The following is a 21593-nucleotide window of genomic DNA, read 5'->3' as shown; positions in this document are numbered from 1 at the left end:
GCAATCCCGCCCAGCATAGCCGATGGTTTTCGTTAGCTATACGGGCGGGATTGCCGAGTTTATCTCTTGATCGTTTAATTCATCTTTCCATTTATCGATATCATAAATGACTTTAAATTTTTCTTTCAACTGAGTATCATCTTCAATTGGCACAAAGCTGTCCAATTTCATATGGAAGTCCAAAACATCTTTTTTATGGTCATACATCTCTTCTAGAATCTCAATGATTGTGGAAAGTCTAGATTTAAATGATAACTTACAATCCTCTTTGTCCTCGAATATATATATATTTTCTACCTCTCTAAAAAAAGAGTTTCCTTCGAAATATAGCTTGTTACAGGTCATATGGATCTGCATCAGTGGTTCGCATATTTGCCAATCTGCTTTCAGCATAGCGTTTTTGAGCGATATATGTGCTCCACTAATATAATAATAATCTCGATAAAAACACTTTGTACAAGAGGCTTTCATTATTTTAATTTTAGAATCTACAGCAGGATACCCTAATACAAATCCTTCAGCTAATAATTTCTTGGAAAAGTAATCTAACGATTTGATAAATAATTGATATCCAAGTTCCTTTCCTTCCTCATCATCTTTATGACAACAATAATGAATAATATCTTCATCCACTTGTTTATTTTCGTATTTATATCCCATTCCAGCCTGAATATGATCAATATGAATTTCGACTCCTGCAAATAGGTCATTTAAACTTGTTATTCTAGAATGATTGCCTTTCAAATGAATATTCAAGTCAGCAGTATATTCTCTGTAGAGTATACAGGTGTCTTTGATATTCAATTTAATGTGTTGTCTTTCCATAAAATCAATGATTCTCTTAAGATGCAAGTAATCATTCCCTATTAAAATTATTTTCTTATATTCAATTGATCTATCATCAGCCTGATTCAAATGAAGAGCAATACAAACATCCTGATCGTATTTTATTAATGCTTCAATACTTTCAATAATCCTATTTCGTAACGCAGTTTGTTGAGGAAAAGGCATTGTTAATCCCATGTATTTTGATTCTAAGTTAGGTAGTAACTCCATTTGATCATTAAGATAACGTATCATATTATCAAAATTATATTTCTTAGTACTTTCATTCATAAGAAACTGTATCCTCTCATATTTTTTTACGAGCTGGCCACTCTTCTTGGAATATCTCCTTCATATTTTCTATTTCTCGATGAGTAACTTCCGTGCGATTTTGAAAAAACACTCCCGAATCGTTTCAGAGATTACTTACTATTGCGACGTCTAAACTTATTAAAAATGTAATGTCTAAATAGAACAATTAAAATTTCACGGGTAGTAATACAGTAAATATGTATAACAATATAATGAATGGTAATGACGAAATGAAAGTTTCAGCGCCCTGGTCTGTTTTCACACGTTCAACTAGCAGCCACCACATAGGTACGGATATAATCCACATCAAGACATTAGAGATGATTACATAAAAAGTATTTTTCCATAACAGGATATAAAAGTGCAACCACCATCTGGACTCCCCTATTATCATAAAACCCCATTTCCCATCTCCTTTTTTCTTTACAATCTATTATCACTTTTTTGATAGGTATATTTTATCATTCTATTTATTTCCACAATAAAAATCCAAGCTCTATGAAATCAACAACGTTGGTGATAATTGTTCTGCTTTATCGTATTCTCTTAGAGGGTTGATTTAATACTTAAAAAATTTTAGAAAAGATGTCCCTTTGGTTCATCTTCATTTGTTATACAGATATAGTTTTCTTTTTAATCAGAGGGGGTGCCTAAATCCTTGAATGAGGAAATCGAATATAGAATTAAACGGGTCCAAGCTGGCGAGATCCAGGATTACGCCTACATTGTAAAGGAGTATCAGCGTCAGATTTTTGTGTACTGCTGGCGACTATTAGGCAGTGAGCAGGAAGCGGAAGAGGCTGTACAGGATATTTTCGTTAGTGCTTTCGAGAAAATCAGTATGTACAAACCCACAGTGGGCTTCTCCTCCTGGCTGTATAAAATGGCTTATCATCACTGCCTGAACCTGATTCGCAGGAAAAGTCTACAGCGCAAATTTAAAATTACCCTGTTCAACTCAACTAACATGACTTCAGACAGCGCTGCGCAGGTTATGGAACGTCAGCTTTTCAGTGAACCGCTAAGCCTGGCATTGGGCCAACTGAATGCAGAAGAACGAAACCTGCTGGTGCTGCGCATTTTTGAAGAAAAATCGTTTGGAGAAATCGGGGAGATTATGAACAAAAGCGAGGAAGCTATCAAGAAAAAATACGGCAGAACAAAAACAAAGCTCAAAAAAATGATGGAGCCCATAAAGGAGGACCCAAAATGCGTGAATTACAAGACAGAACTCAGGAACAAGGTCTGAAATACACCGATCTGAAAGACAGGGGCTTAAAAAATATGGATATGCTGACGGAGCCAGAGAACGTCTTAAAAATCCAAGTCTTTGACGTCTCGGACAAAGTGATGGAACAGGTCTACCAAAAGTCGAAACCCAAAAAGGGGTTCATTGTAAAAATGCGTCTTCGGCCGCGCATCACCGCTCCTATCATGATCTTGCTCTTTGTATTGGGCGCCTCTGTGACTGGATACGCCGCTTCGCAATATCTGGAATTCCGTAACAGTAAAGGCGATGTCGTATTAAATACCGCCAAAACACCTGCCGAAACTGACGCTTCCCAAACATATACCTCCACCTATACACAGTGGAACGAGAAGGTGATAGACCGTTTACAGCCCGGAGAGTATGCCGCCTATTACGTCAAGGACGACTCTATGATTCAAAGAAACTCGTCTAATCCCGTCCTGTTTGCCTACAAACCGACTGAACTTTCTAGCTTCAGCAGTCTGCAGGATGAAATCAAGCGGACAGAAGCTCCGTTATTCCACAATCCCACTCATCTGCCGAACAACTACCGATTTGATTTCGGATACGTCTATCCAGTCGCTGCATATCCTGGGATGATGAACAAAGAGGAATATAGAGCTTTAACGGATAAACTGACGCAACAGGCCAAAGCTGCACCGGAAGGTGAAAATCTGTTTATTCAAAAGCTGAGCTGGGACAAGTCAGACTTCACCTTTGCCCGGTATACAAGAGGAAATGACTATGTAAACATCACCGTCACCAAATACGCTCCTGAGGTCACAAAGACGACCGTGATGCAAAATGAACAGGATTCGGCTGAGGAACTGATGATTAAAGGAACCAAGGCCTATTACATCAGAGCAAGCGAAACAAGCAAGCCCTTGGAGGTAGGAAAAAACCGACTGGGATGGCTCGATGAAAAAAGACGTTTACACTACAACATATCTGATAACCAGGACAGCCCGCTGAGCAAAGAAGACCTGGTAAAAATAGCCGAAGATTTGCTTAACGGTTCACCGCAATAGCTATAAAGGAAAAGCTTTGAAGAGAGACCACCCTTAAAAAAGGATGGTCTCTTTTTGAAGAATAGTCCGTATACCTTTTCCTCACAAACTATTACGGCATGTTCCACAATCTTTTTACCTCAACTAATTCCTGATCATTGAATTCCATTCTGTATACGTCTGGTTTGGATGTGTGTAGTAAAAAATTCAAATCGTACTGCTTGTCATAATACCCCATCATTAAAGTCATTACAGCTCCATGAGTGCCTAATGCGACTTTCCGTCCTCGGTAGATTTTTAACAATTCCTTTAAGACCGTTATACTTCGGTTCTGACAAACTGCATTAGACTCTCCTCCCGTTAAAGCAAAGTTGGGATCAGAAAATGACTTATCTAACAAAGGGAATAATTCATCATCGGGCATTCGGTTGTCTTCACTAGAAAAAATTCTTTCTTTACCTTTTGCTAGGGTGGTTTTCTCTTGTTTCTTATTGCATAAATTTTTCTTGAAGGTGACGTTACGTCATTTGCTATACTGACTGAGAACGACATGCTAGAGCAATCAATTGGATGTGAGCAATGGATGGACAAAGAGAACTGTCTGACGACAGGACAGCTTGCCAAACGTACAGGGATAACGGTCAGGACATTGCGATATTACGATCAAATTGGACTTCTGAGTCCAGGAGGTCACCGCACTGGATCCATAAGACTGTACAACATGAAAGATATGGAAAGATTACAGCGAATTCAGATGTTGAAGTATCTAGGGTTATCGCTTCAAAAAATAATGGACATTTTAGATGCAGAATCGCCATCCAACGGAGAGATCAGACATTCGTTGCAAGCACAACTCGATGTTTTACAAAAGAAAATTGCCCATACGGAGCACGTAGTGCATGCAATACGTGATGCTATGGAAATGTCGGCCTATGGCTCCGATTGGAACCATTTGGCGGATGTTATCCAAACCGTGCAGAGTGAGCAAAATTGGGGGGAGCAATATCGGACGGCGAACCGTCTGCAAACGCGGATACATCTTTACGACAAGTACAGTACAAATCCCCAAGGCTGGCATCGTTGGATCTTTGAACAACTGGAGGTGCAACCGGGAGCCCATATTCTCGAGTTGGGCTGCGGCGACGGCACCTTTTGGATAAGAAACGCCGAGCGAATTCCAAGCAGCTGGCGTATCACGCTTACCGATATGTCAAGCGGAATGGTGGAAGAAGCACGTTGCCGCTTGGGAAGCAACAATTCGCAGTTTAAGTTTTTATCTGTTGACGCGCAACAGATCCCCTTCCATGAAGAGCAATTCGATATGGTTATCGCTAACAACATGCTGTACCACGTGCCGGACATCCCTAGAGCAATCCGCGAGATGCACCGTATCTTAAAGCAAGGAGGTATAGTATGCGCCTCTACAATGAGCACTCAACACCTACAAGAGGTCGAACACTTGGCGGTTTCGTTCGATCCTGAGCTTCATGTGTTGGATCATGCTATTAAACGGTTCCACCTGGATAACGGAGGGGACTTGCTGTCTTCTTGCTTTTCCGATCTTCGGTTGCTTCGATACGAGGACTGTCTGTTGGTCGACGAGGCGGAACCCCTGATCGAATATATAATTTCGACTCCGATGAACGCAAGAGAGCGACTTGTCGGATCGGCGATTGACAAGTTTCGAGACCACGTCAATCGGCTTCTGCAGCAGAACGGAACTCTCGAAATGACTAAAGAGAACGGAATCTTTCTAGGGAGGAAATGAGATGAAGGCACAACAGTATCACCCAAGAGTACGGATCGTAAAAGAGGAGCTTCTATCGGATAACTGGTACATCTTAAATAAGGTCACATTCGAGTTTGAAAAAAATAATGGACAATGGGAGACACAATCCCGTGAAGTGTACGATCGTGGCAACGGCGCAACGATCCTGCTCTATAATCAGCACAAACAAGCCGTTGTACTGACCAGACAGTTCCGAATGCCTACTTATCGGAACGGTAATGAAACTGGAATGCTTATCGAAACCTGTGCAGGATTACTCGATAAAGAAACACCGGAAGAAGGTATACTTCGGGAGACGGAGGAGGAGACGGGATACCGTATCGACCGTGTGCAGAAAGTTGGCGAGGCCTATATGTCACCGGGCTCCGTTACCGAAATCTTGCACTTCTATGTAGCCGAGTATAGTGAAGATATGACAACGGGTGGCGGTGGTGGCCTTGAGGAGGAGCAGGAAAACATTGAAGTGATAGAACTTCCGTTTGCTCGAGCGCTAGACATGGTCGAAAGCGGCGAGATTCGTGACGCCAAGACGATAATGCTGCTCCAATACGCTCAGATCCAGGGCCTCTTGAAAGTGAAATCGAAACCGCTTCATATCCTTATCGCAGGCCCTTATCGATCTGGAACGAATGATGATCATGTATTAATCGAAAAGAACGTCAACTACATGAATGAAATTGCTCTTCAAGTTTACGAGGCTGGTCACATGCCGGTGCTGGGAGAGTGGTATGCTTTGCCCCTTATCGCGACAGCCGGTTCCACTGCTCTGGGAGATGAGACCTTTAACAAAATCTTTCACCCGTCTTCCATTCGCCTGCTTGATTACTGTAACGCCGTGCTTCGGGTTGGAGGACCCTCTCAGGGTGCCGATGAAATGGTAAGGGTGGCGAAAGAGAAAGGATTGTTGATTTACGAACGGCTCGACGAACTTCCGTTGGTGTGATATATCCTCTTTGAGCAGACCCAAGACAACTTGCCTCTGGGAATTCCCCACGGATCACCCGAAGAATCTCTCAATCAACTGAGACACTAAGGGAATTGCGCAAATGTTTAACATCACTCATCGGTGGACGCCCAAACATGCGTCCATATTCCCGGCTGAACTGCGAAGGGCTCTCATAGCCAACGCGAAAGCCTGCATTGGCGGCTTCCAATCCCTCCGAGAGCAGCAAGCGGCGTGCAGTCTGCAGTCGAATGGCCTTCTGATACTGCAGAGGACTTATAGCCGTTACCTTTTTAAAATGCTTGTGTAAGGAAGAAGGGCTCATGTTTACTTCCTTCGCCAATTCCTCAATCACAAGAGGCTTAGAGTAATCGCGGGTTATCAGATGGATCGCTTGGGAGATGCTATGTGCATAGCTACCAACTACGGCAAATTGCCTGATTAAAGCCCCCTGCTCACCTTGTAATACACGATAAAGGATCTCGTGCGTGATAAGCGGCGCAAGAAATTGAATATCCGCAGGCGTATCCGAAAGTCTGACAAGCCGAAGCAGCGCATCAAGCAGCAGAGGGTCAAATTGGCTCACTAGTATGCCGCGTCCAGTCTTTACGGTACATCGAGGAGGACTCTTCTTGATAATGTCCAGAATGACGTCTGGGCTAATGGATAATTGAAGACTTAGATAAGGAAGCTCCGACGAGGCCTGAGTTATTTTACCAATTACAGGAAGTTGAACTGATGTGACCATGTAGGTTGTTGGATCGTACACATAGTTTTCTCCAGCCAGCATTGCTGTCTTTGAGCCTTGTGCAACCACGTACAGGGAGGGCATATGGACCGTATGATTCAGCTCGGACACATGGCTTGCACGTCTGAAATAAAGTCCTGGCACAGACGAGACAAACGTCCCATCCGAAGACGCATGTTGATGAATTAGATGAATCAGTTCTTGTAGATTCGTAGAAATATCAAAGGGGGGAAGAGACGAAATCATTCATGCTTCACCTTCCTTTCCGTTGAACGCTAATATTGATGTGCTAATTATATGCGCGCCGAATAGGATTAGGCAAGAATTGGACTTGATCGGTCTACCTGTCTCAATCGAATTCTACTTAAAATTTACTTGCAAGGCCAACAGAGGGCCTAAGGCAAATAGATTAAAGGAAGAAGGATTGGGCTATGCATTTGGAAGGAAGAATAGAGAACAAAGTCGTCGTGATTACAGGTGCAAGCAGCGGAATTGGAGAAGCAACAGCACTGTTGCTTGCCGAGCGTGGAGCAAAAGTCGTGCTTGGAGCGCGCGGAGCGGAGCGCCTTGAAGCGCTGGCGACACGCATTTCCAATCGAGGTGGCGAAGCTGTTTATGCACGCACTGACGTGAGACGGCGCGAGGATCTGTGCAATCTCGTTAATTTGGCTTGCGAACGGTACGGGAAGCTGGATGTTCTCGTCAGCAACGCTGGCGTTATGCCTATTTCCCCTCTCGAAGATCTGTGTGTCGAGGACTGGGAGGACATGATTGATGTCAACATTAAAGGCGTTTTGTACGGTATAGCCGCAGCGTTGCCTATCTTTCGCAAGCAGGGTTCCGGACATTTCGTGAACATCGCTTCTGTAGCAGGACATAAGACTGTGCCGAACCAGTCGGTCTACTCTGGTACGAAGTTCGCCGTGCGCGCCATCTCAGAGGGATTGCGCCAGGAGGCTGGCGACAAGCTGCGCGTGACCATCATTTCGCCTGGTATTGTGCAGACGAATTTCACGGAGGGTATGACCAATCCAGCATTGAGAGATCAACTCGCTGCCATTCGGGATAAACTAGCCATGACACCTGACGCGGTAGCCCGTGCAATTGGATTCGCAATTGAACAACCGGCCGATATTGATGTGAACGAAATCGTAATCCGTCCAACCGCACAAATGTAATATAAATAGATAGGGGCACCTCCTCTTGTGAGTGCGCCCCTATCTATTTATGCACAAAGCTTTACCACGGAAGCTGATCATCCATGTAATAGAATCCGCCCGTTGGACCATCCTCCGGCGGGTCGCTAGTCGGACCGCCGTTTTCACTCCATCCTCCACTGACAGCTCTGCCTTTTCCCCGCCCATCTGCGTTTGGACCAAGCCGGGGTAGCAATCCGCTGCACCCGTTCATTGGACAACTGGAACTGAATAGAGTCTATAGGGCGCTACATAATTACTATGATCACTGTGCAGACACAGAAAATGTAGAAGGATTGCAAAATTTTGTATTGTTGCTTATTCGACTTTAAAATATATCGTAAGATTACTGTACATATTATTAAAAAGTAGTGGGATGATCCAGTTACCAGCCATGCAAAAATTAACGATGAAGCGGTTCTTTTTCGCCCAGACCCAGCACCTCCGTTGTGGAATTGTAAATTTCTTGGTAAAGCTCTGGGTTTTCCGCTAGTGACACCCCATAAGAAGGAATCATCTCTTTGATTTTTGGTTCCCACTCTTCCATATGTTGTGGGAAGCATTTTTCCAATACTTCCAGCATAACGTGAACAGCAGTAGAAGCACCCGGAGAAGCGCCGAGCAGTGCAGCTACCGAACCATCAGCGGCACTAACCACTTCCGTACCAAATTGAAGTGTTCCTTTTCCACCCTCCGTATCTTTGATCACCTGCACACGTTGGCCTGCTACCACGATCCCCCAGTCCTCGATTTTGGCGTTCGGAATAAACTCGCGTAATTCTTCCAGACGCTTTTCATTCGATAACATCACTTGCTGGATCAGATATTTGGTCAATGCCATCTCTTTTGCGCCTGCGGCCAACATCGTAATGAGATTATTGGGTTTTACAGAACCGATCAAATCCAAATTTGAGCCCGTTTTCAAGAACTTCGGTGAGAAGCCGGCAAACGGTCCAAATAGCAGTGCTTTTTGGTTACCGATATATCTTGTATCCAGATGCGGAACAGACATGGGAGGAGCACCAACCTTAGCTTTACCATATACTTTTGCATGATGCTGGGCGACAACCTTAGGATTGTTACATACCATAAATAGTCCACTTACCGGGAATCCCCCGATATATTTGGACTCAGGAATACCTGTTCTTTGTAGCAAAGGTAGACTTCCACCCCCACCACCGATAAAGACAAATTTGGCATTATGGTATTCGATTTTACCGTTATCCAGATTATGGACTTTGACCTTCCACGAGCCGTCGCTCGCACGTTTAATATCCTTTACACTATGTTTGTAATTAATCTCGACGTTTTTACTTTTTAAATGCTCAAACAACATGCGTGTTAAAGCACCAAAGTTGACATCTGTTCCAGAGTCGATTTTGGTTGCCGCGATGGGTTCATTCAATGTACGGCCTTCCATAATCAGCGGAATCCATTCCTTCAGCTTTTCAGGGTCGTCGGAAAATTCCATGCCTTGAAACAGAGAAATAGTTGAAAGCGCTTTAAACCTTTTTTTCAAAAAAGATACATTTTTCTCTCCTGTTACCAAACTCATATGAGGTATTGGTTTGATAAAGTCCTGTGGATTACGAATCAAATTGCTGTTTACAAGAAAAGACCAAAACTGTCTTGAAAGCTGAAACTGCTCATTAATGTCTACAGCTTTACGAATATCTATAGATCCGTCAGCTTTCTCGGATGTATAGTTCAGTTCGCACAGTGCAGCATGGCCTGTACCTGCATTATTCCATTCGTTAGAGCTTTCTTCTCCCGCGTTTGCGAGTTTCTCAAACACTTGAATTTCCCACTCCGGTGCTAACTCTTTCAGCAATGATCCCAGAGTCGCGCTCATGACTCCGGCACCAATTAAGATAATGTCTGTTTTTTTCTGAATGCTATTCATAAAAACCTTCCTTATCTCTTATATTTGCAAAAAAGAGCAGGCCCTCCTGCTTAGGTGATACAAGAAGCAAGGCTCCACTCAGGAACATATATTTTCTGTCTCTATTATAACTAAAATATAATCTTTTAAAAATTATATTGTCTATTATCTGATAATTATAAATCATTTCTGCTAAAAAGTGAGAATTTTCTTTGCAGAAATAATAAGAATGGATCTCAACACGCTGTATTATTTGGGCTTCACTTACTAGCAGTAATAACAGACACCAAAAACGCGTTTAGAAGCAAATGATGTAGAGTAACAAATTTCCAATGATTGAATCAACAGTCCATGTATATGAATAACTCGGTAAAATATGTCTTTACGGGATAGGCCCTTATAAATACTTCATTATGATATTCGAAACGGTCTGTTGTTGATTCCCCCAATCATAATCGGAGTTATCCATAATAAACGATTGAAAAGGAAGTTGCTCAATAATTTGTAATTCTAGCTCTCGTCGATGTTCAAGGAACTGAATATATCCCTCATACCCGTAAAGCCCCTTGTTCTTTCCATAATCTTGCTCCGTATGGTACCAAATCGCGAAATCTAACCATTCTTGAGATCTCATTGTTTTAACTCGCTCAATCGTCTCATGCACATTCGGTTGCTTCAAATAGAACAAAATTGGATTTAACTCCTGAATTTGCTCCGCAATCTGTAATACATGCTGAATAAAACGATCCTCTCCAGCGTTATGTCGGGCGAGTAGTGAACACCCCGGGTTCTGTAAAAAACAGCATTCGAGTATTATCAACTTTTCTTTTTCTCGCTGATCTTTAACAAAAGACTTCCAACGTTGAATCATCAACTCGCAGTGCTTTTCTACGGGTACTCCATCGTAAATTTCATAACGCCGAATTTCCTCATACAAACTAGAAGGGATTCCATTTGGAGCTGATTGCTGCGCAAGTGCATATGCGATTAAAGAGTCATTGCCATTCACAGATACAAACGGATCAATGTAATGAAACACCTCAGAATAGATAGATCGGAGCCGATCAAGTTCTTCGTTCGGCATACATGCAACCGATTCATAATCAGCGGGATGTCGTAAGTTGCCTTCTAAAAATAGTTCCGATTCTATTTGATGTGTGTTTAACATGTCATGTATGTGTCTAGATAATGTGGATTTGCCAGAGCCAGGTATGCCTTCAACGATAACCAGTTTCGTTTTCGTAGCTGGTACATTCGCCATAGTATCACATCCTTATAAATTAAATGATTACCTTAAGGAGAAACCAATTATCCCGTTATAATGCCAGATAGCATAGGAAGCTTCCCATATCTATACATTCTTAGAAAACTAATAAAAAGCACTGGGTCCTGAGGACTGACCCAATGCTTTTAGTAGATGACTATCTTCTAGTTACTTAATAATTACGTATTCCAGGTTAACCAGTTTTGCATAAGTAACAATTTGGTCTGTGGTTAGATTCAAGGAAACCACGGTATGGTGACCGCCGCCGTTCTCAATCCATGCTTTAACCCCATCTTGGAAGTTTGGCTTCACATTCCACAGTACACGGGCCACTGGAAGATTTGGAGCAGGAACTGTCGGTTCAAATGCAGTAACCTCATTGATCAACAGTTTATAATGCGTGCCAAAGTCAGCCATGGAAACAACTACACCGTCTCCTGCCTTGCCGTCAAACACCAGACGAGCTGGATCTTCACGATCGCCGATACCTAACGGAGAAACGATGATTTTAGGCTTGTTGCTTGCCAACGTTGGGTCAACTTCAAGCATATGGGATTGAAGGATCGATTCCTGACCAGCCGCTAATTCATAGGTGTAGTCTTCCATAAAGCCAGTGGATTGGTTATGGCTCATGACTTTAAGCAGACGATCGAGCGCTGCAGTCTTCCAATCTCCTTCACCGGCGAAGCCGTATCCTTGTGCCATCAAACGTTGAACGGCAAGACCAGGAAGCTGTTTCATACCATAGAGGTCTTCGAAGTTCGTAGTGAAGGCAGTATAGCCGCCATGATCCAGGAATCGTTTAAGGGCAATTTCATAGCTCGCTTGCACTCTTACGCTGGCTTCCCAAGCTTCCTTGCTGTAAGTACCATAATCAAATTCATAGAGTTCGGAGTATTCCGCGAACAAAGCATCAATCTCTTCTTCTTTCACAGCATTGACGTACTGAACAAGGTCGCCAATTCCGAAGTAGTCAACGGTCCATCCAAATTGAATTTGAGCTTCCACCTTATCGCCTTCCGTGACGCCAACGTTACGCATGTTGTCGCCAAAGCGGGCAACTTTGATATTGAAGCTTTCGTTATAAGCAACCGCTACATCCATCCACTCTGCGATTTGCTTCTGCACTTCCGCACGTTCCCAGTACCCTACAACCACTTTATTTTGTTTCTTCAGACGGGCATTGATGAATCCATATTCACGGTCACCATGAGCTGCCTGATTGAGGTTCATGAAGTCCATGTCAATCGTAGCCCAAGGAATGCTTTCATTGAACTGTGTAGCCAGATGAAGCAGTGGTTTCTGCAGCAATTTAGTACCGCGAATCCACATTTTTGCAGGCGAGAAGGTATGCATCCAAGTGATGACACCAGCAACCTCGTCACGATAGTTGACTTCTTTCATGAGATTGGTGATTTTGTCTGCACTAACCGCCAGATCCTGCAATACAAGCGGATAAGGCAGAACGCCACTCTTATTTAAGGCATCGGTCATTTCTTGTGCGTGTGCTTTAACTTCTGCTAATGCTTCTTCCCCATACAGATGCTGTGAACCTACGACAAACCAGAACTGTTTTGTACCTACTGTTGACATCATTCATCCTCTTTTCTTCATTTTTTAGTTTATATTACTTTTGCCCGTAGTACGCGTCTTTCCCATGTTTGCGTAAATAGTGTTTATCTAGAATGCGCTGCGGCAATTCTTCAGCAAAATGATTCAATTCTCGTGCGAATAAATTCATTTTCGAAACTTCTTCCAACACGACACTATTCATGACTGCCGATTTTGCATCTTTGCCCCAAGTGAAGGGAGCATGACCCTTAAGCAGAACACCCGGCACTGCTAAAATATCCAGCCCGCGCTGCTCAAAAGTTTCGATGATGACACGGCCGGTTTCCGCTTCGTAACCACGATCAATCTCCTCTTGTGTCAAGAAACGGGCACAAGGAACAGAACCATAGAAGGTGTCTGCGTGAGTAGTCCCCATTACAGGTACATCCAGGCCTGCTTGAGCCCAAATCGTTGCCCAAGTCGAATGCGTGTGTACAATACCGCCGATCTCTGCGTAATGCTTATAAAGTACGGCGTGAGTCGGTGTATCTGATGAAGGTCTCATTTCTCCTTCAACAACATTGCCATTAAAATCAACAACCACCATATCGCTAGGTTTCATCGTGTCATAACTAACACCACTAGGTTTGATAACGAATAAGCGGCTCTCACGATCAACAGCGCTTACGTTACCCCAGGTGTATTTCACGAGTCCATGTTTAGGCAAATCCAGATTGGCTTGATATACTTCTTCTTTCAGTTGCTCTAACACGTCAATTCCTCCAGTTTTCCACTAGATTATCTACAGCAGCCTGTTCAATCGCCAGGCCTTGTGTGTAGCGTTCCATGAATGCTTCAAATCCCTTAACGTCGGAACTGTCGGGAGAAATTTCTTGCCCCTCAGCATCTCTAAATACTTTTTGGTCGAGGAAGTCTTCCAGACTTTCTTGTTGATCCTTGTTCATCATGTAAGAAGCCAGAATAGCAATACCCCACGCCCCACCTTCTCCAGCTGTTGACATCACTGATACCGGGACATTCATGGCAGCCGCAACAATTTTTTGTCCGACGATAGGGGTTTTAAATAAACCACCGTGAGCCAGAATGCTGTCAATTGCGACATTTTCTTTCTTTGTCAAAATATCCATTCCGATTTTCAAAGCAGCAAACGCAGTGAAAAGATGAGTCCGCATGAAATTGGCCAAATTGAAACGGCTTTCAGGAGAGCGGACAAACAATGGCCGGCCTTTCTCTATTCCGGTGATATTCTCCCCTGACAAATAGCCATAGCTGAGTAAACCGCCGCCATCTGGATCTGCTTCCAAAGCCTTGTTCAGCAGCACACTGAACAATTGATTCGGATCCGCCTTTTGCCCCATTGCCTCAGAGAATTCACGGAACAATCCCAGCCAAGCATTGATATCACTTGAACAGTTGTTGGCATGAACCATTCCGACCGGATTACCATTGGGTGTAGTCACCAGATCAATTTCCGGATATACCGCTGAAAGATCCTTCTCTAATACAAGCATGGCAAAAACCGAGGTTCCCACAGAGACGTTGCCAGTCCGTTTTCTCACACTATTCGTAGCGACCATCCCTGTTCCCGCATCACCTTCTGGAGGACAAAGCGGAATACCTGGTTGTAAATCTTCGGATTTATCTAAGATTTTAGCTCCCGCGGCGGTTAGTACACCTGCCTGCTCGCCTGAAATATAAACTTTAGGGAGAATTCCTTCTAGCTTCCAATCGTAACCTTTGGCTGCAATGAGTTCATCGAACTGCTTAACCATCGATTCGTTATAATCATGTGTAGTCTCATCAATTGGGAATATGCCCGAAGCATCCCCGACACCAATAGCCTTATTGCCAGTCAGCAGCCAGTGAATATATCCAGCTAACGTCGTCATAAAATCAATCTGAGGGACATGTTGCTCTTCGTTCAATATAGCTTGATACAGGTGAGCAATACTCCATCGCTCAGGGATGTTGAATTGGAATTTATCAGTTAAAACTTTTGCTGCGGCACTGGTTGTCGCATTCCGCCAAGTCCGGAACGGAACAAGCAACTCACCCTTGCTGTCAAAAGCCATATAGCCGTGCATCATTGCAGAGAATCCTATAGAACCAACGGTACGAAGGGTAATCCCATATTTTTGTTCAACCTCTTGCTTCATTTCACTATAAGCCTCTTGCAGACCCGTAATAATACTCTCTAAGTTATACGTCCAATAACCGTCCACCAAGAGATTTTCCCACTCATAGCTTCCAGATGCGATGGTTTCAAAATGATGATCAATCAGCACTGCCTTGATACGTGTGGATCCAAATTCGATACCAAGTGAGGTTTCTCCCTTAGTAATCGCTTGTTTAATGTCTTGATCCATGCTCACGTTACTCCTCTCTCTGAACAACTGTTATAATCGCAATAATTGAAAGAAGGCGCTTTCTTTTGTTTACAGCCTTAGTATATTTTTTGTTCGTACATTTGTCAACACGAATACATAGTTATACCTACAAATATTCTTATGAACCGAGTGTTTCTCTATTTTCCCTTTAGTATTAATGCATGTTGGGCAATGGATTATAATAAACTCATAATTATGCTAAAATATGTACATACAAATATTATGGATGCATCAATTAGTCTTAGAACAACTTGGAAAGAAGGAATAAAGTGAAACCAAAGTATCAGGTCATCCTTGAGGATATAAAGAGCAACATTCTATCAGGAGCATACAGCGTAGGAGAACAAATTCCAACGGAGTCGGCTTTGCAGGATATATATCAAGTTAGTCGCCAGACGGTTCGAAAGGCTATTTTAGAACTATCCAACGAAGGTTTTTTAAGAAGTGAAAAAGGATCTGGCACCTATGTCAGCAACCAATTCCGATCAAAAACCGGTGGGAATTCCAGTAATAAAACCATTGGAGTCATCACGACCTACATCTCTGATTACATCTTCCCTTCCATTATTCGCGGGATTGAAGCCAGATTAAATGAAGATAATTATTCATTACTATTAGCGAGCACCAATAATGATGTCGCACAGGAAAAGAAAGCTTTGGAGATGATGTTGTCCTTTGGTGTCGATGGTTTGATCATTGAGCCTACAAAGAGCAATCTATATAATCCCAATATTGCTTACTACCTGACGTTCAAGGAACAGGATGTTCCATTCATCATGATTAATGCTTATTATGAAGAGTTGGAGGTTCCCTTCTTTTGCCTCGATGACGTACAATCCAGCTATCTGGCAACCAAAGAATTGATCGCTAACGGACACACACAGATTGGCATCATTGCCAAAATGGACGATTTACAAGGAAAGTATCGAATGAAAGGCTATATCAAAGCACTTGGAGAAGCCAAATTACGGTTTCACCCCGAGCAAGTGCTCTCATTCTATACAGAGACAAAGCAGGACCTGTCCACCAACTTGAAGAAATTTCTGACCGAACAAAGAGACGGGTTAACCGCAATTGTCTGCTATAACGACGAGGTAGGATTAGAAGTTGTACATGTATGCAGACAACTTGGTATATCTGTTCCCGAAGATTTGTCCATTATTGGTCAAGATAATTCCTATATTTCCAAAAATGCGAACATCAAACTCACGACATTGACACACCCACAGGAACAAATGGGACGTGATGCCGCCGATTGGGTTATTAAGAAACTGCAAGGGAAAAAGGATCTACGCAACCACACCTATTATCAACCTGTATTAATTGAAGGGGAAACGGTAAAGAAGAGGCTGCAGTGAAAGGGGTTCAATATTCTTTGTAAGAAGCCTAATTGTCATATGACACTTTGGAGTGACTTGGTAATGGTGGGTGATGAAATGTAACTTGTTGGTATGACAAGTCCTTTGCCATACTTGGTTTTGCCAGACGCTATAAGGCAAAAATACATTTCAAGGAGAAACCATTCATGGAAAAAATGATTTACACCATTCTCGCGGTTCTACTATTATCTACTACGATAACTACCGCATGTATGGCACCCAACGGCGCGTCAGTTGCCGCACCCGTAAACGTACCAGTTGCATCTGAAAAGGCTAGCTTGGAGGGACCGCGAGATCCCCAGGAACTAGAAGCTTTTGCAGATGGTGTTTTTGCGGACAAGATGAAGAAGTTTAATACAGTTGGTTCTAATTTTGTGGTCGTCGCAGGTGGGAAAGTGATGCTAAGCAAAGGTTACGGTTATGCCGACAAGGGCAAAAAAATTCCTGTTGATAAAAATACCGTTTTTCAAATCGGCTCTGTTACAAAGTCATTCACTGCATTGGCAGCTATGCAGTTGGTCGATAAGGGGAAAATGGACTTAAAACACGATATCCAAGAGTATTTAGGAGGAATAAAGGTTCCGAATAAAACAGGAAAAAAACTGACGATGTTTGATCTACTTACATATTCAAGTGGATTTGATGAACCAGATATTCTCATGGAAATGCATCCAGAATACGCGGACAAATATTTTCCAATGAAGAAGTACATTGCATCAAATATGCCAACTGTTGTCAGGCCTCCAGGAGAAGCGTACACTTATGACAATTTTGGTTTCATGCTAGCGGGATATGCAGTAGCAAACGTAACGGGCATGTCATATTCCAAATATATGGAAAAGAATATTTTCAAACCGTTAGGCATGAATTCGACGAGTGTGAGGTTTACCCCCCAATTGTTAAACAGAATGGCTGCTCACTATGGGCCAACAGGTGAACTGATACCCTTGGATGGGTTTAAACCAACGGAAAAACCTGAAGGCGGTATCGTTTCAACAGCAGATGACATGGCGAAGTACCTCATGATGCACCTGAACAAAGGCAAGTACAAAGGTAAAGAAATGGTGAGTCCAAAGAGCATAGAGCAAATGCACACATACCAATTATTCCCCGACAAGGAGTTCCCGGTTACAACAATTGGATTCGAGGGCTACTTCAAAGAGAAGATGAATAATCAGCATGTGATTCTAAAAGGAGGAAATGTTACAGGGCATTCTTCCTTGATTGTTATTCTGCCTGAGAAGAATACAGCGATGTACATGTCCTACAATAACGACTCCATGATGAGTCTTGACGTGTATGAAGAATTTATGAATCATTATTATCCGAGAAAAGCAGAAGTTCCAAAGTCAACCTACGCGACAATAAGTGAACAGCAGGCCCAAGACTACGTGGGATTATACCAAAACACGCGTATCGCTGCCTTAAGGACGAAGGTTTCGTATTCGGACGGGAAATTAATAATGGAGACAGGAACATCAGGCAAACATACACTAAAAATGATCCACCCTTTATTATTTGAAGATGAATCAGGTAATAAACTGACGTTTAATAAAAATGAAGCAGGCCATATTGCATATTTGTATTACATGCAGCTCCCAGACCTCGTTGCTTATGCGCAAAAAATAAACATTGATTCACCATTTTCTGATGTACCTGCGGATAGTAAATATATCCCATATATAAACAACCTTAATGCTTTGAAAGTCATGAGCGGAAAGTCAGCCAACCTCTTTGATCCGAAAGGAACGATGACTCAGGGAGAATTCTCAGAAGTGCTGCTGCGCGCTCACGGGTGGTATAAACAACCTTTCATGATTGAACTGAATAAGAAGCAGATGATGGCCGGACTACGTAATTATCAGCCTAATTCTCCTATCACTAGACAAATGGCGGCGGTAATGATCCAGAACCTGAAACAGGTTGAGCCTGGAATTAAGGTTAAATTGAGTGGCGAAACGGATGCTTGGGCAGTTAAAGCAGTCACAGCTCTGGTTTCCCAAGGTATCATGGACCCGAATACCAAGATCAATTTAGACGGCTCCATAGACTTCCGCTCCAAACAGCTTTTGAAGCGTCAAGAAGCCAGTGCCTTATTAGATCAATCATTTAATTACTATACGTTGCCAATCAGTCACTAATTCAAAAGGTTAACCAGAAAAAGTAACATAATGATACTTTATATAAGGTTTCCTGAACCTCCGATCAAACTGGGGGTTTCTTGTACAATAAGAAACAAGCGGCTGCTGATGCTGCCGCTTGTTTTTAGTTTTTTCCATATCCAACGGAAATCCTCATCGAGCCGTAAGTTTATTCTAGAAGCCCTGCCTCCCGGGCTTTTTGCACCGCTTCCTCCCGGTTGCGAACCCCCAGCTTCAGATAGACCGATGACGCATAGTTTCTAACCGTACCATCAGATAAATACAATTTGGAGGCAATGGTTTTATATCGCAGTCCTTTCGACACGGACTGTAAAATTTCAAGCTCCCGTGGAGTTAAATCATAGGTCGCGGCCACTTGCGTTGTCGACGGATCTTCCCCGCTCTTGGCGGCTTCCAGCTGTGCAAACAATTTGTGCGACATCTCCTGATCGATCAGCGTGCCTCCGCGATAGACCGTGCGTATTGTTTCGGCGAGCTCTACCGGCTTCATCGACTTCAATAAGTATCCGTCCGCTCCGCTTCGCAGCGCTTCCAGAGCCTGTCCAGTATCTTCGAACGTGGTGAGAATCAAGATGCGGATGTGGGGCCACGTTTGTTTTATGGTACGGGATGCGGAGATTCCGTCCAGGTTCGGCATGTCCAAATCCATGAGCACCAGCTGAGGCTGAACCTGCCTGCACAGCTCGATGGCTTGCTCGCCATCTTCTGCCACCCCTACGACTTGCAAATCTTGCTGCTCCTCGAGAAGAGTCCGCAGACTTTCACGGATAAAAGGCTGGTCATCGACGACCAACAGACGGATGACATCATCCTTAAGCTCCGTTTGTCGTGGCAGGGTGCAGGTAACGAGGGTGCCTTCGCCCGGTTGGGTATAGACGCCAACATGACCTTGCAGATTCATCGCTCGCTCTTTCATGGCGTTCAAGCCGAAGCCATCCTGTCCATGTTCCATCCCGCGGCCGTTATCTTGAATTTCCAGCCTCGTCTGCTGAGGCTCGAATTGCACCAAAACCGTAACCTCCGTCGAGTGTCCATGACGCACGGCATTCGTCAATGATTCTTGCAAGCAGCGATACAGAGCTATCTTCGCTTGCTTCGTTACAGGGTATTCCTCTCCGAAGGCCTGGAAACGAACCGACACCTTAGCATGCTCCTGAAACTCCTCTACCAGCTTCCGCAAAGACTGAAGCAGTGGGAGTTCTTCATGCGGCGATTCGATTTGATGCACATAGCCTCTCACTTCATCCATATTCTTCCGGGCCAGGTTCAATAGGGAATCGAGCCGTTTCGTTCCTGTATCCGTCTCTAGCTCAGGGCGCAAGGTTTCCAATCCCATAATGAGGGAAGTGTAGGCATGACCGACAGTATCATGAAGCTCTTTGGAGAGCCGATTCCGTTCTTCGGCCAGCGTGATGCGCTCGATTTGGGACAAGTACTGCTCCAGCACCGCATTTTGCTCGCGTATAATTTCGCTTTGACGATGATTGACCATCAATAAATGGAAGGAAAATCCGAATGCATAAGCCGTCCCGAATTGAATGGTCATAACCCAAAAATCAGTCTGCTCTACAAGCAGCTTAATTATAGCGGGTAGGAGCAATACCGATAAAGGACCTGACCAAAGATATGTTCTTTGTTTGCTGTTAGCGGCAATTAAAAATGGATACAACAGGAATGTAAGGTAGGCTTCCGGAAAAAACGAAGCTAAATACAAGCACAGCCCGCCCGGGATCACAATCTCGGTAAGCAGGTAGTATCTATAATTGAGCTGCAAGCACAGCCAGGGAACGGAAAAAGCAATAAGCTGCCAAAACACAAGAACCCAAAGCGGCAGCGTGAAATGAGCTTGCCGCTCTATGATAGTGAGCAGGAGAGAAGTACTGCAAATCAGGCGGATCATAAGCATGAACCAGTCGTACCAGAACCACTGCTTTACCATATCGAACAAAACCATCAACCCCTAAGAACTATCAGTATGACATTACGTAACTATTATAGAGCAGACCATCATTTAACAATACTTTTAAATCCAGACCGGGACATTCCGGTTAACGGTTCACACTCTTGATCATAAGACGGGTGTAGCCTCCTAGCATGCGCGTCAAGCTGTTCGCAAGCCTGTAGCTCACCATAGTGAATATGACTCCTGAGGCCGAAACCAGTATGGATTTTATCGCAGTATCTACAAGAAAACCCATAAAATAATAATTAAAAAACGGAAAGAGGAGCGGGGTCGCAATCATTGCGAGTGGAGTTATATAAAGCAAGGCCGCACTAATGAGGCTTAAAATCCCCACCGGAAGCTTCAGCATCAGCCAGCCGATAGCAATCCAGTTGCGCCGATTTAGCAGCTCCTTCCTTGCTTGAATCCAGATAGAGGCATCGGTGTTTATTGGTTTAACGTAAAGCTCTGTGGTAATATCCGTATAGATCTTGGTCTGTGTGCGTTCAAATTGCAGGAAGGCGTATGTAGTTCGCAAAATGCGAGTAATCAGAGGAACGCCCGCGACGGTAAACGAAAGACTCAAGCCTAATGTAAGAGCGACCAGATAAAAGCAAAAGTAAAACAATCCGGTAGCGAAAGTAAGCAGTAGGAAATAGCCATTTTGAATAAAGCTGACGACGGTTCTTGTCATCAAAGAGCCCACATCCTTTACAAGTAGTAGTCGTATCCTACGGCTCTTGATGTCAAATCTACCAGTGCCATAATGTCATATGACACAAAGCGAAAGCGGTCTGCAAACCTAATGAGGAAAAACAACTGGTTCTTCGCCATTTTTTAAATATCGCATAGTAATGGTAATCGTCTTTGCAGAGTCAAGCAGCTTTTGATCCAATCCCACTGCGATGCATGAGAAGACACAAAGCATGGTTTCCG

17 protein-coding genes and 1 pseudogene are annotated in these 21593 nt (G+C 43.5%); 7 read left to right on the top strand and 11 right to left on the bottom strand.

Going from position 1 to position 21593, the window contains the following annotated elements; all coding sequences use genetic code 11:
* Positions 1 to 36: 36 nt before the first annotated feature.
* On the bottom strand, positions 37 to 1116 hold the full coding sequence (locus tag MHB46_RS14700; protein WP_341162681.1) for an elongation factor G: 1080 nt from the start codon (positions 1114 to 1116) through the stop codon (positions 37 to 39).
* A gap of 679 nt (positions 1117 to 1795) precedes the next feature.
* Here MHB46_RS14700 and MHB46_RS14695 point away from each other — a divergent pair.
* Together MHB46_RS14695 and MHB46_RS14690 are read left to right on the top strand one after the other, a co-directional pair.
* Positions 1796 to 2386, top strand: a complete 591-nt coding sequence (locus MHB46_RS14695) for an RNA polymerase sigma factor (protein WP_341162680.1) — start codon at positions 1796 to 1798, stop codon at positions 2384 to 2386.
* Positions 2347 to 3414 (top strand): DUF4367 domain-containing protein, encoded by a 1068-nt coding sequence (locus tag MHB46_RS14690; protein ID WP_341162679.1) that lies wholly within the window; start codon positions 2347 to 2349, stop codon positions 3412 to 3414. Before MHB46_RS14695 ends, MHB46_RS14690 begins: the two co-directional genes overlap by 40 nt.
* A gap of 91 nt (positions 3415 to 3505) precedes the next feature.
* On the opposite strand, the pseudogene MHB46_RS14685 reads toward MHB46_RS14690, so the two are convergent.
* Positions 3506 to 3853 (bottom strand): annotated as a pseudogene (locus MHB46_RS14685) (histidine phosphatase family protein); the annotation flags it as partial.
* A 123-nt stretch (positions 3854 to 3976) separates the two neighbouring features.
* Between MHB46_RS14685 and MHB46_RS14680 the strand changes: the two are divergent.
* Both MHB46_RS14680 and nudK read left to right on the top strand, forming a co-directional pair.
* Positions 3977 to 5161 carry a MerR family transcriptional regulator gene (locus MHB46_RS14680; protein ID WP_341162678.1) on the top strand — a complete coding sequence of 395 codons (1185 nt, stop codon included), beginning with the start codon at positions 3977 to 3979 and terminating at the stop codon, positions 5159 to 5161.
* 1 nt (position 5162) lies between these two features.
* Complete coding sequence (nudK, locus tag MHB46_RS14675; RefSeq protein WP_341162677.1) at positions 5163 to 6125, top strand: GDP-mannose pyrophosphatase NudK; 963 nt, start codon at positions 5163 to 5165, stop codon at positions 6123 to 6125.
* A 70-nt stretch (positions 6126 to 6195) separates the two neighbouring features.
* Here the strand turns inward: nudK and MHB46_RS14670 are convergent, their stop codons facing one another.
* A complete protein-coding gene (locus tag MHB46_RS14670; protein ID WP_341162676.1) occupies positions 6196 to 7119 on the bottom strand; it encodes an AraC family transcriptional regulator in 924 nt (307 codons plus the stop codon).
* Positions 7120 to 7304: 185 nt separating this feature from the next.
* Here MHB46_RS14670 and MHB46_RS14665 point away from each other — a divergent pair, with 185 nt between their 5' ends.
* The gene (locus MHB46_RS14665; protein ID WP_235306783.1) at positions 7305 to 8051 is read left to right on the top strand and encodes an SDR family oxidoreductase; all 747 of its coding nucleotides are present in this window, start codon (positions 7305 to 7307) and stop codon (positions 8049 to 8051) included.
* A 61-nt stretch (positions 8052 to 8112) separates the two neighbouring features.
* Here MHB46_RS14665 and MHB46_RS14660 read toward each other — a convergent pair whose 3' ends face one another.
* The 6 genes from MHB46_RS14660 to MHB46_RS14635 all read right to left on the bottom strand — a co-directional run bounded on the left by MHB46_RS14660 (position 8113) and on the right by MHB46_RS14635 (position 15153).
* Complete coding sequence (locus tag MHB46_RS14660) at positions 8113 to 8265, bottom strand: hypothetical protein (RefSeq protein ID WP_341162675.1); 153 nt, start codon at positions 8263 to 8265, stop codon at positions 8113 to 8115.
* A gap of 207 nt (positions 8266 to 8472) precedes the next feature.
* A complete protein-coding gene (locus tag MHB46_RS14655; RefSeq protein ID WP_250267040.1) occupies positions 8473 to 9972 on the bottom strand; it encodes a malate:quinone oxidoreductase in 1500 nt (499 codons plus the stop codon).
* A gap of 376 nt (positions 9973 to 10348) precedes the next feature.
* Positions 10349 to 11212: a hypothetical protein gene (locus tag MHB46_RS14650; protein WP_341162674.1), complete on the bottom strand. Its 864-nt coding sequence runs from the start codon at positions 11210 to 11212 to the stop codon at positions 10349 to 10351.
* A gap of 171 nt (positions 11213 to 11383) precedes the next feature.
* Positions 11384 to 12808 carry an L-arabinose isomerase gene (gene araA, locus MHB46_RS14645; protein ID WP_103047096.1) on the bottom strand — a complete coding sequence of 475 codons (1425 nt, stop codon included), beginning with the start codon at positions 12806 to 12808 and terminating at the stop codon, positions 11384 to 11386.
* A gap of 34 nt (positions 12809 to 12842) precedes the next feature.
* On the bottom strand, positions 12843 to 13538 hold the full coding sequence (locus MHB46_RS14640; protein WP_341162673.1) for an L-ribulose-5-phosphate 4-epimerase: 696 nt from the start codon (positions 13536 to 13538) through the stop codon (positions 12843 to 12845).
* 1 nt (position 13539) lies between these two features.
* On the bottom strand, positions 13540 to 15153 hold the full coding sequence (locus MHB46_RS14635; protein ID WP_341162672.1) for a xylulokinase: 1614 nt from the start codon (positions 15151 to 15153) through the stop codon (positions 13540 to 13542).
* A 290-nt stretch (positions 15154 to 15443) separates the two neighbouring features.
* On the opposite strand from MHB46_RS14635, the gene MHB46_RS14630 reads away from it, so the two are divergent.
* Together MHB46_RS14630 and MHB46_RS14625 are read left to right on the top strand one after the other, a co-directional pair.
* Entirely contained in the window at positions 15444 to 16532 is a 1089-nt protein-coding gene (locus MHB46_RS14630; RefSeq protein ID WP_341162671.1) for a GntR family transcriptional regulator, read from the top strand.
* 167 nt (positions 16533 to 16699) lie between these two features.
* Entirely contained in the window at positions 16700 to 18694 is a 1995-nt protein-coding gene (locus MHB46_RS14625) for a serine hydrolase (RefSeq protein WP_341162670.1), read from the top strand.
* A gap of 169 nt (positions 18695 to 18863) precedes the next feature.
* On the opposite strand, the gene MHB46_RS14620 is transcribed toward MHB46_RS14625, so the two are convergent.
* Both MHB46_RS14620 and MHB46_RS14615 read right to left on the bottom strand, forming a co-directional pair.
* Positions 18864 to 20663 carry a hybrid sensor histidine kinase/response regulator transcription factor gene (locus MHB46_RS14620; RefSeq protein ID WP_341162669.1) on the bottom strand — a complete coding sequence of 600 codons (1800 nt, stop codon included), beginning with the start codon at positions 20661 to 20663 and terminating at the stop codon, positions 18864 to 18866.
* A gap of 100 nt (positions 20664 to 20763) precedes the next feature.
* Positions 20764 to 21351: a sensor domain-containing protein gene (locus MHB46_RS14615; RefSeq protein WP_341163745.1), complete on the bottom strand. Its 588-nt coding sequence runs from the start codon at positions 21349 to 21351 to the stop codon at positions 20764 to 20766.
* Positions 21352 to 21593: the final 242 nt, after the last annotated feature.

Source organism: Paenibacillus sp. FSL H7-0703, from assembly GCF_038003485.1.
In the GTDB taxonomy this organism is placed as follows: domain Bacteria; phylum Bacillota; class Bacilli; order Paenibacillales; family Paenibacillaceae; genus Paenibacillus; species Paenibacillus polymyxa_B.
This window is presented reverse-complemented; position numbering and strand designations above follow the sequence as displayed.